This window comes from Mesorhizobium sp. M5C.F.Cr.IN.023.01.1.1, assembly GCF_003997585.1.
Lineage (GTDB): Bacteria > Pseudomonadota > Alphaproteobacteria > Rhizobiales > Rhizobiaceae > Mesorhizobium > Mesorhizobium wenxiniae.
Window position 1 is genome coordinate 17,232 of record NZ_RZSU01000034.1, and the last position, 23,417, is coordinate 40,648.

The 23,417-nt window shown below is 62.0% G+C and carries 26 protein-coding genes; 19 read left to right on the plus strand and 7 right to left on the minus strand.

All coding sequences use genetic code 11. From position 1 onward, the window contains the following. The first annotated feature begins 74 nt into the window (after positions 1–74). The 17 genes from EOA78_RS15775 (at position 75) to EOA78_RS15860 (ending at position 15,151) form a co-directional block, all read left to right on the plus strand. Entirely contained in the window at positions 75–428 is a 354-nt protein-coding gene (locus EOA78_RS15775) for an Atu4866 domain-containing protein (protein WP_127315917.1), read from the plus strand. 219 nt (positions 429–647) lie between these two features. Beyond that, positions 648–878, plus strand: coding sequence for a hypothetical protein (locus tag EOA78_RS15780; RefSeq protein ID WP_127315918.1), 231 nt, complete (start codon positions 648–650; stop codon positions 876–878). A gap of 153 nt (positions 879–1,031) precedes the next feature. Then, on the plus strand, positions 1,032–1,292 hold the full coding sequence (locus tag EOA78_RS15785; RefSeq protein ID WP_029348122.1) for a DUF982 domain-containing protein: 261 nt from the start codon (positions 1,032–1,034) through the stop codon (positions 1,290–1,292). Positions 1,293–1,449: 157 nt separating this feature from the next. Beyond that, positions 1,450–1,638 carry a DUF3606 domain-containing protein gene (locus EOA78_RS15790; RefSeq protein WP_127315919.1) on the plus strand — a complete coding sequence of 63 codons (189 nt, stop codon included), beginning with the start codon at positions 1,450–1,452 and terminating at the stop codon, positions 1,636–1,638. Next, positions 1,638–1,820, plus strand: a complete 183-nt coding sequence (locus tag EOA78_RS15795; RefSeq protein WP_127315920.1) for a hypothetical protein — start codon at positions 1,638–1,640, stop codon at positions 1,818–1,820. Before EOA78_RS15790 ends, EOA78_RS15795 begins: the two co-directional genes overlap by 1 nt. A 134-nt stretch (positions 1,821–1,954) precedes the next feature. Then, a complete protein-coding gene (locus EOA78_RS15800; protein ID WP_164783781.1) occupies positions 1,955–3,004 on the plus strand; it encodes a glycosyltransferase family 2 protein in 1,050 nt (349 codons plus the stop codon). Further along, complete coding sequence (locus tag EOA78_RS15805; protein WP_245477519.1) at positions 2,961–3,686, plus strand: class I SAM-dependent methyltransferase; 726 nt, start codon at positions 2,961–2,963, stop codon at positions 3,684–3,686. Before EOA78_RS15800 ends, EOA78_RS15805 begins: the two co-directional genes overlap by 44 nt. A 383-nt stretch (positions 3,687–4,069) precedes the next feature. Further along, positions 4,070–5,254: a hypothetical protein gene (locus EOA78_RS15810; RefSeq protein ID WP_245477520.1), complete on the plus strand. Its 1,185-nt coding sequence runs from the start codon at positions 4,070–4,072 to the stop codon at positions 5,252–5,254. 350 nt (positions 5,255–5,604) lie between these two features. Continuing rightward, positions 5,605–5,694 carry a K(+)-transporting ATPase subunit F gene (gene kdpF / locus EOA78_RS15815; protein ID WP_127315923.1) on the plus strand — a complete coding sequence of 30 codons (90 nt, stop codon included), beginning with the start codon at positions 5,605–5,607 and terminating at the stop codon, positions 5,692–5,694. Between the two features lie 34 nt (positions 5,695–5,728). After that, complete coding sequence (kdpA, locus tag EOA78_RS15820; RefSeq protein WP_127315924.1) at positions 5,729–7,432, plus strand: potassium-transporting ATPase subunit KdpA; 1,704 nt, start codon at positions 5,729–5,731, stop codon at positions 7,430–7,432. Between the two features lie 25 nt (positions 7,433–7,457). Next, positions 7,458–7,670: a hypothetical protein gene (locus EOA78_RS15825; protein WP_127315925.1), complete on the plus strand. Its 213-nt coding sequence runs from the start codon at positions 7,458–7,460 to the stop codon at positions 7,668–7,670. After that, positions 7,667–9,760, plus strand: a complete 2,094-nt coding sequence (gene kdpB, locus EOA78_RS15830; RefSeq protein WP_127315926.1) for a potassium-transporting ATPase subunit KdpB — start codon at positions 7,667–7,669, stop codon at positions 9,758–9,760. Before EOA78_RS15825 ends, kdpB begins: the two co-directional genes overlap by 4 nt. 12 nt (positions 9,761–9,772) lie before the next feature. Next, positions 9,773–10,342 (plus strand): potassium-transporting ATPase subunit KdpC, encoded by a 570-nt coding sequence (gene kdpC, locus EOA78_RS15835; RefSeq protein WP_127315927.1) that lies wholly within the window; start codon positions 9,773–9,775, stop codon positions 10,340–10,342. A gap of 54 nt (positions 10,343–10,396) precedes the next feature. Next, positions 10,397–13,117: a sensor histidine kinase KdpD gene (locus tag EOA78_RS15840; RefSeq protein WP_127315928.1), complete on the plus strand. Its 2,721-nt coding sequence runs from the start codon at positions 10,397–10,399 to the stop codon at positions 13,115–13,117. Beyond that, the gene (locus EOA78_RS15845) at positions 13,114–13,806 is read left to right on the plus strand and encodes a response regulator transcription factor (protein ID WP_127315929.1); all 693 of its coding nucleotides are present in this window, start codon (positions 13,114–13,116) and stop codon (positions 13,804–13,806) included. Before EOA78_RS15840 ends, EOA78_RS15845 begins: the two co-directional genes overlap by 4 nt. Before the next feature lie 434 nt (positions 13,807–14,240). Continuing rightward, on the plus strand, positions 14,241–14,507 hold the full coding sequence (locus EOA78_RS15855) for a hypothetical protein (protein ID WP_245477521.1): 267 nt from the start codon (positions 14,241–14,243) through the stop codon (positions 14,505–14,507). Between the two features lie 134 nt (positions 14,508–14,641). Continuing rightward, the gene (locus tag EOA78_RS15860) at positions 14,642–15,151 is read left to right on the plus strand and encodes an NUDIX hydrolase (protein ID WP_127315931.1); all 510 of its coding nucleotides are present in this window, start codon (positions 14,642–14,644) and stop codon (positions 15,149–15,151) included. Here the strand turns inward: EOA78_RS15860 and EOA78_RS15865 are convergent. The 5 genes from EOA78_RS15865 to EOA78_RS15885 all read right to left on the minus strand — a co-directional run bounded on the left by EOA78_RS15865 (position 15,127) and on the right by EOA78_RS15885 (position 20,365). Continuing rightward, a complete protein-coding gene (locus tag EOA78_RS15865) occupies positions 15,127–15,978 on the minus strand; it encodes a citryl-CoA lyase (protein ID WP_127315932.1) in 852 nt (283 codons plus the stop codon). The genes EOA78_RS15860 and EOA78_RS15865 overlap by 25 nt on opposite strands. A gap of 13 nt (positions 15,979–15,991) precedes the next feature. After that, a complete protein-coding gene (locus EOA78_RS15870) occupies positions 15,992–17,176 on the minus strand; it encodes a CoA transferase (RefSeq protein WP_127315933.1) in 1,185 nt (394 codons plus the stop codon). Positions 17,177–17,191: 15 nt separating this feature from the next. Then, positions 17,192–18,715 carry a tripartite tricarboxylate transporter permease gene (locus tag EOA78_RS15875; protein ID WP_127315934.1) on the minus strand — a complete coding sequence of 508 codons (1,524 nt, stop codon included), beginning with the start codon at positions 18,713–18,715 and terminating at the stop codon, positions 17,192–17,194. Positions 18,716–18,719: 4 nt separating this feature from the next. Continuing rightward, the gene (locus EOA78_RS15880) at positions 18,720–19,256 is read right to left on the minus strand and encodes a tripartite tricarboxylate transporter TctB family protein (RefSeq protein ID WP_127315935.1); all 537 of its coding nucleotides are present in this window, start codon (positions 19,254–19,256) and stop codon (positions 18,720–18,722) included. A 131-nt stretch (positions 19,257–19,387) separates the two neighbouring features. After that, positions 19,388–20,365, minus strand: a complete 978-nt coding sequence (locus EOA78_RS15885; RefSeq protein WP_095496841.1) for a tripartite tricarboxylate transporter substrate-binding protein — start codon at positions 20,363–20,365, stop codon at positions 19,388–19,390. Between the two features lie 204 nt (positions 20,366–20,569). On the opposite strand from EOA78_RS15885, the gene EOA78_RS15890 reads away from it, so the two are divergent. Further along, a complete protein-coding gene (locus tag EOA78_RS15890; RefSeq protein WP_164783782.1) occupies positions 20,570–21,349 on the plus strand; it encodes an IclR family transcriptional regulator in 780 nt (259 codons plus the stop codon). Between the two features lie 29 nt (positions 21,350–21,378). Here EOA78_RS15890 and EOA78_RS15895 read toward each other — a convergent pair whose 3' ends face one another. Further along, positions 21,379–21,918, minus strand: a complete 540-nt coding sequence (locus EOA78_RS15895; RefSeq protein ID WP_127315937.1) for a GNAT family N-acetyltransferase — start codon at positions 21,916–21,918, stop codon at positions 21,379–21,381. A 250-nt stretch (positions 21,919–22,168) separates the two neighbouring features. Between EOA78_RS15895 and EOA78_RS15900 the strand changes: the two genes are divergently transcribed. Then, positions 22,169–22,624 carry a DUF2214 family protein gene (locus tag EOA78_RS15900; protein WP_127315938.1) on the plus strand — a complete coding sequence of 152 codons (456 nt, stop codon included), beginning with the start codon at positions 22,169–22,171 and terminating at the stop codon, positions 22,622–22,624. Here the strand turns inward: EOA78_RS15900 and nth are convergent. Next, positions 22,618–23,415: an endonuclease III gene (gene nth, locus EOA78_RS15905; protein ID WP_127315939.1), complete on the minus strand. Its 798-nt coding sequence runs from the start codon at positions 23,413–23,415 to the stop codon at positions 22,618–22,620. The two genes, EOA78_RS15900 and nth, sit on opposite strands and share 7 nt — an antisense overlap. Between the last annotated feature and the right edge of the window lie 2 nt (positions 23,416–23,417).

Below are 23,417 nucleotides of genomic sequence, written 5' to 3' on the forward strand. Positions count from 1 at the left end.
GCATCGCAAACGCTCTCCGAGCTGTTCACGGAGCGTCGCGCCGCTCCCGGCAAACAACCCTGAGGAACTGTCGCATGAACCAGATTTCGACCCTTGCCGCTGCCGTGCTTCTTGCCGGCGCCGCCGTTTTACCCGTACAGAAAGGTCTCGCCCAGATGAATGTCGAGCAAAATACGGTTACCCAACCTTCGGGAAGCCATCCCTATGTCGGGATGTGGGTCACGGCCGATGGCCATATCCGCCACGACTTGCTTCCAAACGGTCGCTATGACGAAGCGCGCGGAAACCGTGAGAGCGCGTACCAAGGGCGCTATGAGATCCGAGGAAATCACATCGACTACTGGGACGACACCGGCTTTACCGCTGACGGAACGTTCATTGACGGCGTGCTGCATCACGCAGGTATGATCTTGTATCGGGAGAAGTAGTGACGTTCGTCGAATCTCGACAAAAAATCGTTATCGCTGCACCATATGTCATTTGGTGCGAAGCCAAAAAATAGGGGCTCACCTTGCCTACCGAACCACATTCTCCACGGCTTGCTGTCCCCGGTCCGATTGGCCTCTGGTCGGACCACTATTTCACTGGCGGAAACCGCCATTCGGCGTATCATTCTCGCGGGGCAGGGTTCATGGCGGAGGAGGCCAATGAACATCGTTTCGAGAGTGCCTGTCGTTGACGTGACGGCCCAGGAACTTGTTTCATCTGCGCTTTCAAGATTTCGCGCCGGCGACACTATATCGACCAGAGCCGCATTAGACGCCATCCGCCGGGCAGCCCCGGCTTTTGAGGACAGCGACGACCATCTGGTCGAGCTCGTCGTGATGACCGCAATTGGTAGGACCATGGGGGTCGTGTTCGACCATCGGTCCCGTTAGTGCATGCCGCCCAGCTTGTGCACTGTCTGAACTACTGGCGACGTAAGCCCTTCAGTAACCATAAATTGTGATCGGGATGGATCACGCCATTCGTCATCGGAACGTATAACCCCGCTGCGCCGTTGCAGTCCTTCGAGTCAAGGAGTGGCGGTGATGCGTGATGAACAATTCGACGTTCCGGTGACGATCGAGAGCGGACGGATCGGCCGCCCCCTCTCTGTGACGAGGACGGTCCAGGCGGCCTCGCTTCTGGTCGACAAATGGCCAGACGAAAAGCGCGGGCCGAAATATCGCGCGGCCTTGAAAGCCATGATGGATGCAATGGAGCAGCGGCGGGCGGTTGGCAGTGCGCGGCGGGCGTTCACGGCCGCCGCCAAGGAAGCCCATGTGTTTGTGCGCGAAGGCCGGCACTAGTGCATGTCGCGCAAACGTGTGCAGCGGTTTTGCGAGAACGACATGCACAGAAACAACGCCTTAAAGCGCGTCGCATGAATGCGTTCACACGCGACGCGCTTTAAGGAACCTCACGAAATCTCCATCGTTATGCTCTAGGTCAACGAGGAGAACTGCCATGCCCGACGACAAGACCAAGACCGACGATCGCGATCGCTCGCAAGTAGCCGGTGACGAAGACTATGAGGTGAGGCATTTCGCCGAGGAAGCCGGCATCACTCCCGACCAGGCGCGCACGCTGATTAAGCGCCACGGCACCGATCGCAAGGTGCTGAACGAAATCGCCAAGAGCATAAAGGCGTTGTGATGGCTGAAAAACGAAACGCAATGGCCGATCGGAAGAAACGCGAACCGGACGACGAGGAAGCCCTGCGCTTGGCCGAGACGACCGACGTTTCGCCCAACCAAGCCAAGGATTTGATGCGCAAGCACGGCAAGGACAGCGCCAAGGTCGAGAAGGAAGCGAAGAACTTCAAGGCCGAAGGCTGAGCCGCCGATTTGGCGGAGCGTTGCCATGCCCGCACCAGGGTCCTACGCTGGCGTGACGGCCGGCAATGCCAAGCGGCTTATCAATTTTCTAACAAATTCGGCCTATTCCCGTTCTAACCATGGGAGCTGGGCTTTTGGCGCAAACAGAGAAAATCGCGGCGCGACGCGCCGTCGCGCTGTCGGTTGTCGTGCCGTGCTATAATGAAATCGGTGGGGTCGCCGAACTTTACCGGCGCGTCACAGCCGTTTGCCATGAACAAGCGGGGCATTCCTACGAGATCGTGCTGGTCATCGACGGAGCCACCGACGGCACCCGCGAGGCCATATTCGAACTCGCCGAACAGGACAGCCACGTCGTCGGCATAGACCTCGCCCGAAATTACGGCCACCAGATTGCGCTCAGCGCGGGCCTGGAGTTCTGCCGCGGCCAGCGCATTCTCATTCTCGATGCCGACCTCCAGGACCCGCCGGAATTGCTCAAGGCCATGATGGCAAAGATGGATGAGGGGTTCGACGTCGTCTATGGCCAGCGGGTGAAGCGCCAGGGCGAAGGCTGGTTCAAGCGCGCAACCGCCGCATTGTTCTACCGTCTGCTGCGCAAGATGGTGGACGTCGACATGGCGCTCGATTCCGGGGATTTTCGACTTATGAGCCGCCGCGCGCTTGATCATCTCAATGCGATGCCCGAGCGTTACCGCTTCATTCGCGGCATGGTGAGCTGGATCGGCCTGAAGCAGGTGGCATTTGCCTATGAGCGGCACCAGCGTTTCGCAGGCACCACGCATTACCCGTTGAAGAAGATGGTGCTTCTGGCAATGGATGCGATGACGAGCTTCTCCATCGTGCCCTTGCGGTTCGCCTCGCATCTCGGCTTGATCTTCGGCTTTCTCGGGCTTGCTGCGCTCGGCTACACGCTCTTCTCATGGTTTGCCGGCAGCGTGTTGCCCGGCTGGACCAGCCTGGCGGCAATCGTCCTGATCCTCGGCAGCGTTCAGCTTCTGGTCCTTGGGATTTTCGGGGAATATCTCGGGCGCATGTATATGGAGACCAAGCGGCGGCCGCTTTACCTCATAAACGAGATTGCTGCCCATGATCCTGCCGCCGGGAAACTGCCCGTCCATCGTCTTCAGGAAATGGCCCATGAACTGGCGAAGGGAGCCGCGCGTGCTTCAGGCCGAGTTTGATCAGTTCGCGCTGGAATATCAGCAGCAGCATGCCGCAAGTATCCGGCTGAGCGGCGAAACCCCGGATTTCTTCGCGCAGTACAAGATCGACGACGTCGCCGCAAGGCTGGCTCACTCCAACGTGAAGCCGCGGCGGATACTCGACTTCGGCGCGGGCGTCGGCAATTCGCTGGGGCCCATGCGCGCCGCATTTCCCGACAGCGAAATCACCTTGCTCGATCCCTCCTCCCAGTCGCTCGACATCGCCCGCAAGCGCTTTCCCGGCCAAGCCGATTTCAGGCACTTCGACGGCGAAACGATCCCTTATAACGACGCAAGTTTCGATCTCGCCTTCGCCGCATGCGTGTTCCATCACATCCCTGAAGACCTCCATGTCGGCCTGATCAAGGAGATCGAGAGAGTGCTGACCGGTGGTGGCAGCTTCTTTTTATTCGAGCACAATCCCTGGAATCCGCTGACGACGCACGCGGTGCGAAACTGTGCTTTCGACGAGAACGCAATTCTGATCAACAGCCGCGATTTGCGCAAGCGAATGGCTGCGGCCGGCTTCTCCAAATCCGATGTCGTCTACCGGATCTTTTTCCCACGCGTGCTCGCAAAATTGCGACCCTTGGAGCGCTTCCTGACCAGGATGCCTATGGGAGCCCAATATTTCGTGCATGCGGTCAAGCCTGCCGTTTGAGCGGACGCCCTGCCCTCGGATGAGCGACAAGCTGAAACCGCCAATCGATCTGCCGCAGAGCGGCTTGGAGCTATGATATGAACGGGATTCAGGCGACCGTTGCGACCGCGTCGTCGGTCGACGACGCGCAGCGGGCCAGGGCGATGTTCTGCCTGCTCGTCGCACCTCTCGTGGCATTCGCGCTTTCCGCCCACGCCCAAGCCATCCTGCAGGACCCCGACTGTTGGTGGCAGGTCAAGGTGGGGCTCGATCTGCTGGCAAATCGTACGTTCCCGCTCGTCGACAGCTATTCTCATACTTTCGCCGGCCAGCCGTGGATCGCCAAGGAATGGCTTGGACAGGTTCTCCTCGCGCTCGCCTACACGACAGGCGGCTGGAACGGCGTGGCGCTGCTGATCATCTCAACCATCGCCCTGACGGGCGCGCTGCTCTCATGGTGTCTCAGCACCTGGTTGAGACCGATGGCGGCAGTGGGACTGGCCTTGTTCGCGGCGGCCTTGATCTCCCCGATCTACACCGCGCGTCCGCACATCTTTACCCTGCCCATCATCGTGATCTGGACCGCAATGCTTTTCCGCGCAGCGCGCAATGAGCAGGGACCGCCTCTGTGGCTGCTTGCCCTGCTTGTCTTGTGGGCCAACCTCCACGCGACCTTTACCCTTGGCTTCGTCATCGCGGCTTTCGCCGGCCTCGATCTTCTTGTGCGAACCCGCCTGTCCAACCCCGTACTCCTTCGCAAATGGGTTGCCTTCGGACTGCTCTGCCCGGTGGTCAGCTTGATCAATCCCTACGGCATCAAGGCCATCCTTGCCACTTTCACAGTAGCCTATGGCAATGAGGCGGTTCCCTTGATTATCGAGTGGAAACCGTTCGACGCCTCGGATCAACCGTTCCAGGAAGTGGGTATCCTACTGTTCTTTTTCGCGCTGCTTGTGTCGAGACTTCGCGTCGGCTGGGCAAAGGCGCTGTTCATCGTCTTTGCCTTGCATATCTATCTCACCCATCTGCGCTTCATGTACCTGTTCTTTCTGCTGGTCCCGATCGTGCTTGCGGCCGAGATTGCCGAGCAATATCCCGCGCTTTCCCTGGCGAAATGGGTGTCCGACAGACGCGACGGGCTGGAACGGTTTTTTGCAGAGCGATTTTACCGGATCTGCGGCGTGGCAGGCGTTTTGCTGGTGGGGGCAACCGCAATGCTCACGAGCGCCTATCAGGTCGAGCCGAGCCAGAAGACTTCGGCCAAGGATGCGCTCGCATTTGTCGAAAATAATCATTTGTCAGGCAATGTCCTGAATTCCTACAACTTCGGCGGCAGCTTGATCTTCCATGGAATCAAAACATTCATCGACGGCCGGACAGATCAGCTCTTTCTCAACGGCTTTATGAAGACAGATGCCGAGACAGGACGCAGCGGTGGAAAGCCTGTCCTCGAAGCCCAGCTAAAGAAGCATGCGATAGACTGGGCCTTGCTGACGCCGGACGACAGCCGCATTCCATTCTTCGATGAACTGGGCTGGAAGCGCGCGTATGCCGACGACTATGCCGTGATCTATACGCGCGATCGCTGATTTCGGCAGCTTCGCGCCGGCGCACGACTTGTCTTTAAACGCCGTGCGCCGAGATCCCGGCGGGAAAATCCCTATAGAATTTTTATTTCTTTCCTCTTCGCCACGTCTCGAACCTTTATGGTGTTTCGAGCCATATTCCACCTGAAACATACATCTCGGTCACTCTGCCGTTGTGGCGGGGTGCTCCGTATGATTTCGGACCTGCCGTCTGCAGGTGAAGCGAGAATAAAGCGAAAAATAAGGAACACGCGCGATGGACATCATCGTTCTCGGAATAGGGTTTTTGTTTTTTACCCTGTTCTTCGCCTTCATCAGAGCCTGCGACAGTCTTTAGGCGGAAGAATCGCAACATGCTTGTCGACTATATCCTCGGTGGCGCTGTGATCTTGTTCCTTCTCGCCTACCTGACATACGCCCTCGTTCGCCCAGAACGTTTCTAACGGCAACTGTGCGAAGGCACGGAAAGCTACACCTATGACTTTCAACGGATGGATACAGATCCTCGTCTATTGCGGGATCGTTTTTTTGCTCGTGAAGCCGCTCGGCGGCTACATGTATCGCGTTTTCAGCGGCGACCGCACATTCCTGTCGCCGATTTTGGGTCCTGTCGAGCGACGCCTTTATCGCATCTCGGGAACCAGCGAGCGTGAGGAGCAGCACTGGACCACCTATGCGGCGGCCCTGCTGTTCTTCAACCTGGCCGGTTTCCTGGTGCTCTACGTCCTGCAGCGGCTGCAAGGCAGCCTCCCTTACAACCCCGCCGGTATGACCGCCGTCGAACCCGGGCTCGCCTTCAACACCGCCGCCAGTTTCATGACCAACACCAACTGGCAGAACTACGGCGGCGAAAGCATGATGTCCTATCTCGTGCAGATGGCCGGCCTCACCGTGCAGAACTTCCTGTCCGCGGCGACCGGCATCGCCATCGCAATCGCGCTGATCCGCGGCTTCACCAAGGCTTCCGGCAAATCGATCGGCAATTTCTGGGTCGATATGACCCGGTGCACCCTTTACCTGCTGTTGCCGCTCTGCATCGTGCTGACGCTGGTCTATGTCTATCTCGGCATACCGCAGACGCTCAGCGCCTATCTCGACGCTACAACATTGGAGGGCGCGCGGCAGACGATCGCGGTCGGGCCAGCCGCCTCCCAGATCGCCATCAAAATGCTCGGCACCAATGGCGGCGGCTTCTTCAACGCCAATGCCGCGCATCCTTTCGAAAATCCCGACGCGATCTCGAACCTCATCCAGATGGTTTCGATCTTCGCCATCGGTGCGGCGCTGACCAACGTCTTCGGCCGCATGAACGGCAACCAGCGCCAGGGTTGGGCGATCTTGACCGCGATGGGCCTCCTGTTCATCGCTGGCGTCGCCGTCTGCTACTGGGCGGAGGCGTCAGGCAATCCGCTGGTTCATGCGCTGGGCATCGACGGCGGTAACATGGAAGGCAAGGAAACGCGCTTCGGCATCGCTTTGTCGGCCCTGTTTGCGGTCATCACCACGGCCGCGTCCTGCGGCGCCGTCAACGCGATGCATGACAGCTTCACCGCGCTTGGCGGCATGATCCCGATCATCAACATGCAGCTCGGCGAGGTCATTGTCGGCGGTGTCGGCGCCGGCCTCTACGGCATCCTGATGTACATCGTGATCGCCGTGTTCGTCGCCGGACTGATGGTCGGACGCACGCCCGAATATCTCGGCAAGAAGATCGAGGCCAAGGAGATCAAGATGGCAATGCTGGCCATTCTCTGCCTGCCGCTGGCGATGTTGATCTTCACCGCCATCGCGGTGGTGCTGCCGACAGGCGTCGCTTCGATGGCCAATGACGGCCCGCACGGCTTCTCCGAGGTTCTCTATGCCTACACCTCGGCTGCCGCCAACAACGGCTCGGCCTTTGGCGGCCTGACCGGCAACACGCCCTGGTACAATGTCACGCTCGGAATCGGCATGCTCATGGGCCGCTTCCTGGTCATCATCCCGGCTCTGGCGATCGCCGGTTCGCTGGTCGCCAAGAAGACAGTGCCCGCCTCCGCCGGCACCTTCCCGACCGACGGGCCGCTGTTCGTCGGGCTGCTGGTCGGCGTCATTCTGATCGTCGGCGGCCTCACCTTCTTCCCGGCGCTGGCGGTCGGACCGATCGTCGAGCACCTGGCTGGCGTCCACGGGCAGACATTCTGAAACCGCCCCACTTTGGATCAATGTCATGGCCTGGTTCGAAACCATACGCCGCAAGATTCGACATCGAGCCGATCAGAAGCGGGCAACCCCTCCTCCTTTCCCGACCATGTCCACCTTCCTTGGCATCGCGGCAGTCATGATCGTGATCTGGTTGCTGGCCTCCGCGCTTCCGCATCTACTTTCGGCATCCGATCGATCGGCGCCATCCAACAACATCGACACTGGAGCCACTAAATGAGCCAGTCCAAATCCGCTGTTATCATGGATGCCCGCATCCTGCTGCCTGCCATCGGCGGCGCCTTCAGGAAACTGAACCCGCGCACCTTGATGCGAAATCCGGTGATGTTCGTCGTCGCTGTCGTCTCGGCGCTCACGTCAGTCCTGTTTGTCAAGGATCTTGTCACCGGCGGCGGCAATCTTGGCTTCTCCCTGCAGATCATCATCTGGCTGTGGTTCACCGTGCTGTTCGCCAACTTCGCTGAAGCGGTCGCCGAAGGCCGAGGCAAGGCGCAGGCCGATTCGCTGCGCAAGGCGCGCACCGAGACCCAGGCCAAGCTGTTGACCGGCGACGACCGCACCAAATTCAAGCTGGTGCCCGGCACCAGCCTGAAGGTCGGCGACGCCGTCCTCGTCGAGGCCGGCGACATCATTCCGTCGGACGGCGAGGTGATCGAAGGCGTCGCTTCGGTCAACGAGGCGGCGATCACCGGCGAATCCGCGCCGGTCATTCGTGAATCCGGCGGCGACCGTTCTGCGGTAACCGGGGGCACGCAGGTTCTGTCCGACTGGATCCGCGTGCGCATCACCGCGGCCTCCGGCCATACGTTCCTCGACCGCATGATCTCGCTGGTCGAAGGCGCCGAGCGCCAGAAGACACCCAACGAGATCGCGCTCAACATCCTGCTCGTTGGCATGACGCTGATCTTCGTGCTGGCCACCGCGACGATCCCGAGCTTCGCCTCCTATTCGGGCGGCTATATCTCGGTCACCGTGCTGGTCGCCCTGTTCGTAACCCTGATCCCGACGACGATCGGCGCCCTGCTGTCGGCCATCGGCATTGCCGGCATGGATCGCCTGGTGCGGTTTAACGTGCTGGCCATGTCGGGCCGCGCCGTCGAGGCGGCGGGCGACGTCGACACGCTGCTGCTCGACAAGACCGGAACGATCACGCTCGGCAACCGCCAGGCGACGGCATTCCGCCCGGTCAAGGGCGTCACCGAGCAGGAGCTGGCCGACGCGGCGCAGCTTGCCTCGCTTGCCGACGAGACGCCGGAAGGCCGCTCGATCGTCGTGCTGGCGAAGGAGAAATACGCCCTCCGTGCCCGGGACATGGCAACACTGCATGCCGCTTTCGTGCCCTTCACCGCGCAAACCCGCATGAGCGGCGTCGACATCGATGGCTCGTCGGTTCGCAAGGGCGCGGTCGATTCGGTGCTCGCCCACGTCAGTCGGTCGACCGTCGCCACGCATGGTACGCGCCCCAGCAGCGACACCGTCCGCGACCTTCAGGCGATCGCCGACGACATCGCCAAATCCGGCGGCACGCCGCTGGCGGTCGAGCGCGACGGACGTCTTCTCGGCATCGTCCATCTCAAGGACATCGTCAAAGGCGGCATCAGGGAACGCTTCGCCGAACTGCGCAAGATGGGGATCCGCACCGTAATGATCACCGGCGACAACCCGATGACGGCGGCGGCGATCGCGGCGGAAGCCGGCGTCGACGACTTCCTGGCCCAGGCGACGCCCGAGGACAAGCTGAAGCTGATCCGCGACGAACAGGCCAAGGGCAAGCTGGTCGCCATGTGCGGCGACGGCACCAATGATGCGCCGGCCCTTGCGCAGGCCGATGTCGGCGTCGCCATGAACACCGGCACGGTCGCCGCGCGCGAAGCCGGCAACATGGTCGACCTCGACAGCGATCCGACCAAGCTGATCGAGATCGTCGAAATCGGCAAGGCGCTGCTGATGACGCGCGGTTCGCTGACAACCTTCTCGATCGCCAACGACGTGGCCAAGTATTTCGCTATCATCCCGGCCATATTCGCCGTCTTCTACATCGCGCCCGGGCAAACCGCCGGCCCGCTGCAGGCGCTCAACATCATGCATCTGGCAACGCCGCAGAGCGCCATTCTCTCGGCCATCATCTTCAACGCGCTGATCATCATCGCGTTGATCCCGCTGTCGCTGAGAGGCGTCAAATATCGCGCGATCGGCGCGGGCGCGCTGCTCAGCCGCAACCTCCTTGTCTACGGCCTCGGTGGCATCATTGTCCCGTTCGTCGGCATCAAGGCGATCGACCTGGCCATCACCGCCCTCGGTCTCGCATAAGGAATTACCTCCATGCTCAAGCAAATCAGACCCGCGATCGTAATGATCGTTTTCTTCACCATCCTCACCGGCCTGATCTATCCGATCGGCATGACCGGCATTGCTCAAGCTGTGTTCCCGCGCCAGGCCAATGGCAGTCTGATTGAGAAGGATGGCAAGGTCATCGGCTCCGAACTGATCGGTCAGGCCTTCGCCAGCGACCGCTATTTCCATGGCCGCCCATCGGCTGCCGGCGACGGCTCCAACGCCGCCGCATCGAGCGGCTCCAATCTAGGGCCGACCAACGCCAAGCTGATCGATCGCATCAAGGGCGATGCCGAAAAGCTGAAGGCGGAAAATCCAAGCCAACCGGTGCCGATGGATCTGGTCACGACCTCAGGCAGCGGCCTCGATCCGCATATCAGCCCCGAAGCCGCCTATTTCCAGGTCGCCCGGGTGGCCAATGCCAGGAGCGTTGATGAAGCCAGCATCAAGTCGCTTGTCGACAGCCACATCGAGGACCGCGAACTCGGCTTCATGGGCGAACCCATTGTCAACGTGCTAGCCCTCAACCTTGCACTGGACGATGCCACGAAGCAATGAATGGTAAGCGCCGGGGATCGACACGATCCCCGGCGCCGATCATGATCGGACCTGATGCCGGACGACAGTCGCAACACTGAAACCAGGCCCTCACCCGACGCGCTGCTTGATCGTGCGGAGCGGGAGGCGCGCGGTCGCCTGCGAATATTCCTGGGCGCAGCGCCCGGTGTCGGCAAGACCTATGAAATGCTGATGTCGGGCCGTGCAAGATTGGCCGACGGGATGGACGTGGTGATCGGCGTCGTCGAAACGCACGGCCGCCAGGAAACCCAGGTGCTGGTCGACGGCTATGAGGTCATCCCGCGCCGCAGGGTTGAGTATAAGGGGCGCATGCTGGATGAGATGGATATTGACGCCATCCTCGCCCGGCGCCCGGCGCTGGTCCTCGTCGACGAGCTCGCCCATACCAACGCTCCGGGCAGCCGCCACCCCAAGCGCTATCTCGACGTTCAGGAAATCCTGACGCACGGTATCGACGTCTACACGACGCTCAACATCCAGCATGTCGAAAGCCTGAACGATGTCGTGGCGCAGATCACGCGCGTCAGAGTGCGCGAGACGGTTCCAGACTCCGTCATCGACCAAGCCGACGACATCGAGATCATCGATCTCACTCCCGACGACCTGATCAAGCGGCTCGAGGAGGGCAAGGTTTATATCCCCAGCACCGCCCAGCGCGCCATCGAGAACTATTTCTCGCCGGGCAATTTGACGGCGCTAAGGGAACTGGCGCTCCGCCGCACCGCCCAGCGCGTCGACGAGCAGTTGCTGATCCACATGCAGGCCCACGCCATACCCGGACCCTGGGCGGCGGGGGAAAGGGTCCTCGTCTGCGTCGACGCGCGTCCGGGCGGGGCGGCCCGTGTCCGCTATGCGCGGAGGTTGGCCGACCGGCTCCGCGCCCCCTGGACGGCGCTTCATGTCGATACACCTCGTTCAGCCGCGATGTCGGAGGAGGACAAGGATCGGCTGGCGACGCTGCTGCGCCTAGCCGAGCAGCTCGGCGCCGAGGTAACGACCATTCCAGGTCAGAACGTCGCGCAGGACATCGTTCGCCATGCGACCGCGAACAACTTCACCCATATCGTGATCGGCAGGCCGACCCGATCGCGCTGGCGGGAATTGATCGAAGGCTCGCTCACTTATGATCTCATCCGCAATGCCGGCGACATCAGCGTCCATGTCATTTCGGGAAGCGAACGCAACGCCGAGGCGACGTCGAGGGCCGTCAAGGCGGCGGACGAGCAGTGGCAATTCGAGATCTGGCCCTATCTCAAGGCCACGGCCTATGTTGTTGGCTCGCTCGCCTTCGCCCTCCTTCTCCACCAGTTTCTCGACGTCCGCAATCTGGCGATCATCTTTCTCATCGGGGTCCTGACGTCGGCGGTGACCGGCGGTCTCTGGCCGGCTTTGTATGCCTGCCTCATCAGCGCCATTGCCTTCAACTTTTTCTTCCTGGAACCACGCTACACGCTGACGATCCAGGATCCGGAGAGCATCGTAGCGCTGGCTGTCTTCCTGGTTGTTGCGGTCATTGCCAGCAATCTGACGGCGCGTGTGCAGCGGCAGGCGGTCGCCGCCCGCTCACGGGCACGTGCCACGGAAGATATCTATCTCTTCTCAAAGAAGCTCGCCGGCGCCGGCACGCTGGACGACGTACTGTGGGCCACAGCCTTCCAGATTGCCTCGATGCTGAAGCTGCGCGTGGTGCTGCTTTTGCCGGAGAATGGTTCGATCACCGTCAAGGCCGGCTATCCGCCTGACGACACGCTGGCCGAGGCAGACATCGCAGCCGCCCTTTGGGCCTGGGAGCACGATCGCGCTGCGGGCCGTGGCGCCGATACGCTTCCCGGGGCAAAACGCCTATATCTTCCGCTGCGGACCGGGCGCACCGCTGTCGGCGTCGTCGGCCTCGACAACGACAAGCAAGGCCCGCTGCTGACTCCCGAACAGAAGCGCCTCCTCGACGCCCTCGCCGATCAGGCGGCAGTCGCCATCGAACGCATCCAGCTTGTTGCCGACGTCGACCGGGCCAAGCTCGAGGCGGAGGCGGACCGCCTGCGCTCGGCGCTGCTGACCTCGATTTCCCATGATCTGAAAACGCCGCTGGCCGCGATCATGGGCGCCGCCGGTACCTTGCGGGAATTTGCGCCGGCGCTTCCCGAAGCGGACCGGGCGGACCTGCTGTCGACCGTGCTCGACGAATCGGAACGGCTGAACCGCTTCATCGCCAATTTGCTCGACATGACCAAGATCGAATCCGGTGCGATGGAGCCGAATTACGCATTCCACTATGTCGGCGATATTGTCGGCACCGCCTTGCATCGAGCCAGGAAAATCATCGGCGAACACAAGACTGAAATGGACATTCCCACGGATCTGCCGATGTTGAGGGTCGATCCCGTCCTGTTCGAGCAGGCGCTGTTCAACCTCCTCGACAATGCCGCTAAATACGCGCCGCCAGCTTCGACGATCCGCCTGCAGGGCTGGGCCGACAATGGTTCCGTCATCGTGCAGGTTATGGACGAGGGGCCAGGCATTCCGCCAGCGGACCTGGAGCGCATTTTCGACACATTCCACCGGGTGCGCAAGGGCGATCAGGTTCGTGCCGGCACCGGGCTCGGGCTCTCGATCTGCCGCGGCTTCATCGAGGCGATGGGCGGCACGATTTCGGCGGCCAACAGGACTGACCGCTCGGGTGCGGTTTTCACCATCAGGATGCCGGTGCCGGCAGACCAACATGTGAACGACCCCGACTTGGATGACCTGCCATGACGAACCTGGACGTCAGGATATTGGTCGTCGATGACGAACCGCCGATCCGCAAGCTGCTCCGCGTCGGCCTTGGCAGCCAGGGCTATGCAATCAGCGAGGCGCCGAACGCCAAGGCGGCGATCGAACTCATGGAGACGGAAAGGCCGGACCTGATCCTGCTGGATCTCGGCCTGCCCGGCATGGGCGGCCACGATCTGCTGCGCAAATGGCGGGACGACGGCCTGGATGTTCCCGTCGTCATCCTTTCCAGCCGGACCGACGAGGCCGGCATCGTCTCGGCGCTTGAGCACGGCGCCGACGACTATGTCATCAAGCCGTTCGGCATGAACGAGCTTGTCGCGCGCATCCGCGTGGCGCTCCGCCACAAGTTCCAGCAGCAGGGTGAGAAGCCGGTCTTCCACACCGGCGATCTCACGGTCGATCTGGTGAAGCGCATCGTCACGATCGAGGGCGGGGAGATAAAGCTCTCGCCGAAGGAGTACGACATCCTGCGCATCCTCGTGCAGCACGCCGGCAAGGTTCTCACCCACCAGTTTCTTTTGAGGCAGGTCTGGGGCGATTCGACCGACGTGCAGTATCTCAGGGTCTATGTGCGGCAGCTCAGGCAGAAGATCGAGAAGACGCCCGACCAGCCGCGCTACATCACCACCGAAACCGGTGTCGGATACCGCCTGCGCGAAGTGGATTGAATGTAATCCTGGGTGGAAACGCTCAATCGGCCGAGAGTTCCGCGGTGCGGGCAATCGCGCCGCTGAAGCCGGTCAATGAGAGGGGAAAGCTGATCGGCTGGCCTGTATCGACCGCAACCACATGATTTCAAAAATGGCGGCGGCCTTAAGCAACAGTGTGATTTTCGCGTCGAATGCCACCGGCACCGGGCAACCGGCGGTCTCACAGGTGCTGAACTGCAGGATGCCCTCCAGCTTTTGTCGCCGATCTCGAAATCGATCCCCTTGCCCGGCACACATGGGTCGACCGGCTTTGAGTTCCGGTAACTCAACCCGCCAATTCCGCCCCGCGAGGCTTTAGCCATGGCATCACCGGGCAAATGCCCTATATGATTGGAGGCTCAGTTTGGTGCGGGAATGAATGGATGTCGCCGCTTCGCCCATCGACGATCTTCATGTCGGCAATGCTGGCAACAGCGATGCTGTCGGACGTGGCTGTCTCTGCGCAGATCGTCACTCCCGCCAACCGCAACGCGCTGGTCCTGCAAAACGAATTGCAGATGCTGGAGAACAGGCTGCGGCGGCAGCGATATCAGCAGCAGCAACAGCAGTTCCGTGCCCAGGATCGCGAGGTCGTGCCGCAACGGCCTGATGTTCAGCAGATGAGGCCTACGTGCCAGTTGCGGCGGTCGGGCAGCCGCTTTATCAGCACCTGCCGCTGATGAGCCGGCGCTTTTTTATTTATTAGCCGGCTTATAGCCTTGAACACCGCTCTACTTGAAGTAGCATCAAAGGCGGTTTTGATTTTCGCAACGTGCCTTTGTGCTTGGGCACTGCCCTGATTGGATCGTCGGGAATGGCAGCCACCAAGAAGAAGGTTGTACGCAAGGCGAGGAAGGGCGGGCGGATCCGTCAGGTCGCGGCGATTCCTTTTCGGCTGAGCGAACATGGCAACGTCGAGGTGATGCTGGTCACCTCGATATCGACAAGGCGCTTTATCGTGCCCAAGGGCTGGCCGATGAAGGGCAAGAGTGGGCGCAAGGCAGCCACCATCGAAGCGCAGGAGGAAGCCGGCGTCCTCGGCAAGACGCTGAAGCAGCCGGCCGGCACCTATTCCTACTGGAAGCGGCTGACAAACCGCTTCGTCCGCGTCGACGTCATCGTCTACCTGCTGGCGGTGACGGAGGAGCTGGCCAATTGGCAGGAAGCCAAAAGGCGGCAGCGAGCATGGCTGACGCCGGCAGACGCAGCAGTGCTCATCGACGAGCCCGACCTTTCAACGCTGCTGAAGGACTTGAAAATTCCCCAACCAGCGCCCGCTGGCGAACTAGAACCAAGGCCTCATTTGGAGTCGCCATCTCCCTGAGGAAAAGGCCGCACCGGCGTGCCGGTATAAGCCCACAACCATTCCCGTGGCAGCGGTCCCTTGTTGCGGCCGCTCTGTTGCGACTGTTCCCACGCATGCGCTAATATGCCGACCGAGCGCGAGAGCACGAAAAGGCCGCGTGTCAGCGGCGGCGGAAAGCCGAGCTCGCCATAGATAACGGCGGTGGCGCCGTCGATGTTGAGCGGGATCTTCTTGCCCTTGCGCCGCGTGACCTCGGCCTCAACAGCCTCGGCGATGTCGGCGAAACGTCCACTGATGATGCCGCGCGCGGCAAAATCGCGGGTCAGCTCGATGAGGCGCGGCGCCCGCGGATCGACCGGGTGGAAGCGGTGCCCGAGCCCCGGCACATACGATTTTTCCTCGGCGAAGAAACGATCGAGCCGCGCCGCGACGGCATCGGCAAGCGTCACTCCTGCGTCCAGCGCCGCGGCGATGTCGCCGTAGAAGGCAAGCGCCTGCTCGCCGGCGCCGCCATGCACGTCGCCAAGCACATTGATGGCTGAGGCCATGGCGCTGTTGATGCCGACGCCGCAGGTAGCCGCCATGCGGGCAATGGCGATCGACGGCGCCTGCGGCCCATGATCGACGGCGGCACCGAGCGCGATGCCGAGCAGCGCCGCCTGCTCCTCACCAGGCAGTTCGCCGCGCAGCATCAGCCAGATCATCGCCGGAAAGCTGACGCGGCCGATCAGGTCCTGGATCTCATAGCCGCGCAACCGGATCACGCCAGGGCGCATTTCGATGATATCGGTCTGCCACCATTCCTCGCCGCGCTCGCGGCCGGTTTTTTTCCCAACGTTGCTCATGTTCTCGCGTCGCTCATGCCTGCGCCCTTTTCTTGACGCGCGGCGGCAGGCTGGCAAACACCTCGTCCATATGCTCGCCCAGCGCCGGCGGCGGCTTGGTTGGCAAGGGTGCCTCACCATCGACCATGAACCCGCCGCGCACGACGGTCAGCGGCCGTTCGATATTCGGCATGCCATCGAAACGGGTGGTCATCTCGCGCTCGATCACTTGCTGCTCGGCCAGCACCTGCGGGATCGTCAGCACCCTGCCCGCCGGCACGCCTGCGCGATTGAGCGTCTCCTCCCAGGCCGCGGCCGAGCCGTTCGCCAGGGCGTCCTCGATCAGCGCCTTCAAGGCAATGCGATTGCGCTTGCGCGTCTCGCGCTCGGCAAAGCGCGGGTCCGACGCCAGCTCCGGCAGCCCGACGAGCCGGCAGAGCGCCACGAACTGCTCCTGCTTGTTGGCGGCGATGTTGAGCAGACCGTCGCCGGTGCGAAACGTCCCGGAAGGTGCCGCCGTCATGTTCTCGTTGCCCATGGGCTGCGGCTCGACGTCAGCCGTCAGATAGTTGGAGACCGGCCAGCCCAGCGCGGAAAGCGTGCATTCGAGCATCGACACGTCGAGGAAAGCGCCCTCGCCTGTCGTCTTCTGCTTCACGAGTGCTGCCGCGATGGCGAACGCCCCGACCAGCCCGCCCAGCGTGTCGGCGACGGGATAACCGACACGCAGCGGCGCGGTCTCCGGTGTGCCGGTGATGCTCATGATGCCTGAAAGGCCCTGGATGATCTGGTCATAGGCAGGATTGTCGCGCATCGGCCCGGTCTGGCCGAAGCCCGAAATCGCGCAATAGATAAGGCTGGGGCGGACCTCTTTCAGCCTCGCAAAGCCAAGCCCCAGCCGGTCCATCACGCCGGGGCGGAAATTCTCGACCAGCGCGTCGGCTGAGCCGACCAGATCGAGAAAGCGTTCGCGATCGGCCTTTTGCTTGAGATCGAGCACCACCGATCGTTTGCCGGCGTTCTGCGCCAGGAACGAAGCGCCCATTCCGGCACTGTTGAGTTCCGGCGAGCCGCCGAGCTGGCGCGCCAGGTCGCCGCCCTGCGGCGCCTCGACCTTGATCACGTCGGCCCCGAGCAGCGCCAGCTGATAGGCGCAGTAGGGGCCAGCCAGAACATTGGTCAGGTCGAGGACGCGGATACCGGACAGCAGATCGGTCATGATGTTCCAGACAGGTCAGGCATCGCCCGGCACATGCTCGGGTCCACGCCTGCGCCTGTGCTCGATGTAGGCCCAGATATGCGGCCCGATCAGCCCGATGAACGCAAGCGTCAGCAGCGTCAGCGACAGCGGATGCGTGTAGAACACCGACCAGTCGCCGTTCGAGATGGTCATTGCCCGGCGGAACTGGGTCTCGGCGAGTGGCCACAGGATCATGCCGATGATGACTGGCGCCGTCGGGAAATCGAAGCGCCGCATCAGGAATCCGGCCCCGCCGAGCAGATAGAGGATGACGAGGTCGGTCGGCGACTGCGAAATACCGTAAGTGCCGACCGTGGCGAACACCAGGATGCCGGCATAGAGCTGCGGCGCCGGGATTTTCAGCAGCCGCACCCATAACCCGATCAGCGGCAGGTTGAGGATGACGAGGATGACATTGGCAATGAACAGGCTGGCGATCAGCCCCCAGACCAGATTGGCCTGCGTCATGAACAGCATCGGCCCGGGATTGATGCCATAGCTCTGGAAGGCCGACAGCATGATCGCGGCCGTCGCCGAGGTCGGTAGGCCGAGCGTCAGCATCGGCACCAGCACGCCGGCAGCCGATGCGTTGTTGGCGGCCTCCGGGCCGGCAACACCTTCGATGGCGCCGGTCGTGCCGAACTCCTCCTTGTGTTTGGAGAGCTTCTTCTCCATCGCATAGGACAGGAACGTCGGGATTTCGGCGCCGCCGGCCGGCAGGGCGCCGATCGGGAAGCCGAGCAGGGCGCCGCGCAGCCAAGCCTTCCACGAGCGTGCCCATTCGGCCGCCGTCATGTAGAGCGAGCCCTTCAGCGGCACGATCTCGTCCTTGCCGGCATAGCGGCGCGAGGCCATGTAGAACGTCTCGCCGACCGCAAAGAGGCCGACGGCGACGACGATCACGTCGACGCCGTCGAGCAGTTGGCTCATGCCGAAGGTGAAGCGCGGCTGCCCGGTCTGCAGGTCGACGCCGATCATGCCGATGACGAAGCCGACGAACAGGCTGGTCAGGCCACGCACCGACGACGAGCCGAGCACCGCCGAAACCGTGATGAATGCCAGCACCATCAGCGAAAAATATTCGGCCGGGCCGAAAGACAGCGCGAACTTGACAACGACCGGGGCCAGGAAAGCGACGCCGAGCGTGCCGAGTGTGCCGGCGACGAAGGAGCCGATCGCCGAGGTGGCAAGTGCCGCGCCGCCGCGGCCGGAACGAGCCATCCTGTTGCCTTCCAGCGCAGTGACGATGGTCGCACTTTCGCCCGGCGTGTTGAGCAGGATCGATGTCGTGGAACCACCATACATGGCGCCGTAATAGATACCGGCAAACAGGATGAAGGACGCTTCCGGCGCCACCTGGTAGGTGATCGGCAAAAGCAGCGCGATGGTCAGCGCCGGTCCGAGGCCGGGCAGCACGCCGATCGCTGTCCCCAATGTCGTGCCGAGCAGGCACCACATGAGATTGACCGGCGTAAAAGCGACCGAAAATCCGTGCGCGAGATGGCTGAGCGTTTCCATGGCTTCAGCCTCTAAACATACCGATAATCGAATCGAGAACTGCGTTCAGCTGATTCTCGATGAAGCCGGCGCCGATGTTGACGCCGAGCGCCCTGGCGAAGCCGAAATAGGCGGCAAGCGCCAGGATCAGGCCGAGCAGCACGTCACGCAGCGGATGTCTGCTGCCGAACCCGTGGCAGATGAGAACGAACATGATCACCGAGGCTGCGGTGAAGCCAAGCGGCTGGATCAGAACAAGGTTCGCGACCAGTCCGACAGCGACGATGCCCATCGCCTTCCAGTCGGTCGGCGTTTCCTTTTCTTCTTCCGGTTGCCAGCCGCCCCGCAGGGCGGCGACGATCAGCAGGAGGGAAAGGATCGTCATGCCGACCATGGTGATATAGGGGAAGACGGTCGGGCCGACCTTGGAGTAGAGCGGCGACACCGGAATCGACAGCGTCTGCCAGGCTACCGCGCCGGCGCAGGCGAGAAGCCCGATGCCGATCAGCAATTCGGGCACAGCAAGGCGCGGCCGCGCCGCCTGCTGGTCGCTGGTGCTCATGATCGTTCTCCCTGGATAGGCCGGTCTCCCACAGCCGACCTTACCGCAGTTTCACTCGCGCTGGATCGCATGTCCATGCGGCTGGTCGAACTTCGGAAAGGGGCAGTGCAGACCGCCCCTCTCCGAGAAAATCAGGCAAGGCCGAGGTCCTTGAGGATGGCTGCGATCCGGGTCGTGTCTTCGGCGAGGAATTTCGCATAGTCGTCGCCGGTGAGCAGGATCTGCGTCCAGTTGCGGTTTTTGCATTCGGTGGCCCAGGCATCGCTTTTGGCCATGGTCTCGACCAGCGTGATCATCGCCGCCTTGTCGGCGTCGGAAACGCCCGGCGGTGCGAAGACGCCGCGCCAGTTGAACAATTCGACATCGATGCCGGCTTCCTTGAGCGTCGGTGCGTCGATGCCTTCCTGGCGCTTGTCCGCGGAAATGGCGAGCAGCCGAAGCGCGCCTGCCTTGACCTGTTCGGAGAACTCGCCATAGCCGGAGATGCCGGCCGCGACTTGGTTGCCGAGAAGCGCCGACAGTGCCTCGCCGCCGCCGGCGAACGGCACGTAGGAGAGGTTGGCTGCCGGGACACCGGCCGTCTTCGCGATAAGGCCGAACAATATGTGGTCCGAGCCGCCGGCCGAACCGCCAGCCACTGGAACCTTGGTCGGATCGGCCTTGAGGGCGGCGACGAAATCCGCTGCTGTCTTGAACGGCGAGGCCGCCGGCACCACAAGCGCCTCGAATTCGCCGGTGAGGCGGGCGATCGGCGTGACTTCGGTGAGATTGTTGGCGGATTTGTTGGCGATGATGGCGCCAACCATGACCATGCCGGCAACCATCAGCGAATTGCCCTTGCCGTTCCACTGGCTGATGAATTGCGGCAGGCCGACTGTGCCGCCGGCGCCGCCGACATTGGTGATCTGCGAACCGGAGATCAGCTTCTCACTGCGTAGCACCTGGTCCATCGTGCGCGCCGTCTGATCCCAGCCGCCGCCGGGCGCTGCCGGCACGAAGATCTGGATCTGCGGTGCATCCTGCGCAAAAGCGGGCGATAGATGCAACGCTGCGAAACCGGCGGCGCCGGCGGCAGCCGTGCTCATTAAAAATCTGCGTCTGTTCAGCATGGGATTCCTCCAATCACGACACCTCCTCTGGTGCCTGCCAGCAACGTAGCCTGAATTCAGACCCGCTCGACAAAAATTCATGCAGTCTTTGCCTCGTTCTGTCAACCGGAATGGCATTCTACTGGACAGAACCATTTGCATGCGACACAATTGTTCCGATCGGCCCTTCTGTCCAACTGGGAACGGAACGACGTGGTCAAGCAGATAACCGTAACACAATCCAAGCCCGCGTCGACCAACGGCGTTGCCGCGCTCGATCGTGCGATTGCCATCCTCGATGCTTTCGCTACCGCCGACCGGTCGCTCAGCCTGGCCGAAATCGCGGCGCGGACCGGCCTCTACAAGAGCACGATCCTGAGGCTGGCCAACTCGTTGCTGCGCGGGCAGTTGCTGGAGCGTCTCGACGATGGCCGCTACCGAGTCGGCCCTGCCACCTTTCGGCTGGGTGCCCTATACCAGCGTTCGGTTGTGGCGATCGACATTCTGCTGCCGATCATGCGCGATCTGGCCGAGCGAAGCTGGGAAAGCGTCGCTTTCTATGTCCGTTCGGGCGACGTGCGCACCTGTCTCTACCGCGTCGAGTCCAAGCATCCCATCCGCTACACCATACGGGAAGGTGACGTGCTGCCGTTGCTGGCCGGTTCGGGCGGCCGCGTGCTTGCGGCGTTTTCCGGTCAGCAGGGCGAGCCTTACGAGACGATCCGCAAAACCTACCATTGTTTGTCGGTCGGCGACCGCGACCCCGAGACGGCGGGCGTGTCGGCACCGGTGTTCGGGCCGGGGCCTACCTTGCTCGGGGCATTGACGCTGTCCGGCCCGAGCACGCGTGTCGACGCGGCCTTTCTCCAGCGCATGAAAAACCCGCTGATCGAGGCAGCCGCACGCGCCACCCGCGCTTTCGGCGAAGACGCCTCGATGCTCGAACAGGCGGCCCGCAAAGCCGGTGCCGAAACGGAAGGCGTAAAAAGCCTCGATTCGGCCTGACCAGAACTATAAGATCACAGGCAGCATCCTCAAGCCTGCCGTTCCAGCAGGATCGTCGCATCGTCGTGATAGGTGGTCCGCAGCACCTCCCTGTAGCCGCATTTTGCCGCGACGTTCAATGACGCGGTGTTTTCCGGATCGATGATGCAGACGGTCCTTGCGCGCCCGAATGCGTCGTCGCCCCAGGCGAGAACCCGTCCGACGACTTCGCTGGCGAACCCTTTGCCATGTGCGCTCGGGGCCAGTGCCCAACCGGCTTCCGGAACGCCTTCGATCGACGGTACCATGTCGCGCTTCAGATCGTGAAAGCCGGCCTCGCCGATGAAGCGGCCGGATGCCTTGTCCTCGATCGCCCAAAAGCCGTAGCCCAGCAGCGACCACAGGCCGGCATGTCGCAGGAAGCGCATCCAGCTTTCCTCCCGAGTGCGCGGCTTGCCGCCGATGAAGCGAGTGACGGCCGGATCGGCCCACATGGCGACATAGGCATCAAAATCATCGAGCTGGTGTGGTCGCAGCACGGTCCGCGGCGTTTCAATGACGGGAGCAAGGAGCGCCTGTGGATCGATCATGTGTCATGCCTCGGTTGCGTTTGCCTGTGCTTAGTGCATGTCGCCCAGGAAGCCTGCTCTTGGGCTTGACCGAGGATGCTCGGCGGTTTTGGGGAAAACGATATGCGACACAGATCCAAATTGCCTGCACCAGACAAGAGCCAAAGCCTGTGCAGATCATCTTCCAGCCCAATGTGAATCCTGCCCAGCGGTGCTACTTTTACCAGCAACTGATTCAGCGTCCGCTGTGCCGTCCGACGGAGGGAAAAGGATGGATACCACCGATCTTCTGCTTGCCATCTTTCATCATCTGCTGGTGTTTTCGCTGGCGGGCATCATCGGCGCCGAATTTGTCCTGATCCGCGGCGCTCTGCCCGCCGCGACGCTCCGGCGGCTTGTCGGCATCGATCGCCATTATGGCATCATCGCCATACTGATCATCGTCGTCGGCATTGGCCGCGTCATCTACGGCCTGAAGGGCTGGGATTTCTACGTCTACAACTGGGTGTTCTGGGCAAAGATGGCGGCCTTCGTCAACGTCGGCCTGTTGTCGATTATCCCGACGGTCCGCTTTGTTTCCTGGAACAGGCAGGCCTCGGCCAGCCCCGGTTTTCAAGTGCCGGCGGCGCAACTTGCATCCGTTCGAACTTATGTCCGCGCCGAAGCTTTCATCTTCCTGCTGATCCCGGTCTTCGCCGCGGCAATGGCGCGCGGCTACGGCTACTGAATTTCGCCTACGGGTTCGAGCGGCGCAATTTCGACCAGCGGCGCCGGAACATTATTCGTCTTCTCCTCGGCCTTGCAGATGTCGGCGATGACACAGAGCGGGCAATCCGGTTTGCGCGCCTTGCAGACATAGCGCCCATGCAGAATCAGCCAGTGATGCGCATGGCGCATATATTCGTCCGGAATGATCCTCAACAGCCCCTGCTCGACCTGCTCCGGCGTTTTGCCGGGCGCCAGTCCCAGCCGATTGCCGATGCGGAAGATATGCGTGTCGACCGCCATCGTGTGCTGGCCGAAGGCCATGTTGAGCACGACATTGGCGGTCTTGCGCCCGACGCCCGGCAGCTTGACCAGCTGGTCGCGGTCATCAGGAACCTCGCCGCCATGGTCGCGGATCAGCGCTTCCGACAGCGCAATGACGTTCTTGGCCTTGTTGCGCCAAAGCCCGACGGTGCGGATATACTCGCCGACCTTGGCCTCGCCGAGCGCCAGCATCTTTTGCGGCGTGTCGGCGACCTTGAACAGCGCCCGCGTTGCTTTGTTGACGCCGACGTCGGTCGCCTGTGCCGAAAGCACCACCGCCACCAGCAGCGTGAAGGCGTTGACATGTTCGAGCTCGCCCTTCGGCTCGGGCCGCTGAACGGAAAAGCGTCGGAAAATCTCGTGCACCTCGGCCGGGCTGTAGGGAGACCGCACCCGCCGGGCACGCGGTTTGACGTTCGCTCCGTCGCGTCGGCCGGGGGGCGGTTCATTTTTGGGTGTAGAGGAATTTTTGGGCTTGGGGCTCGTCATCC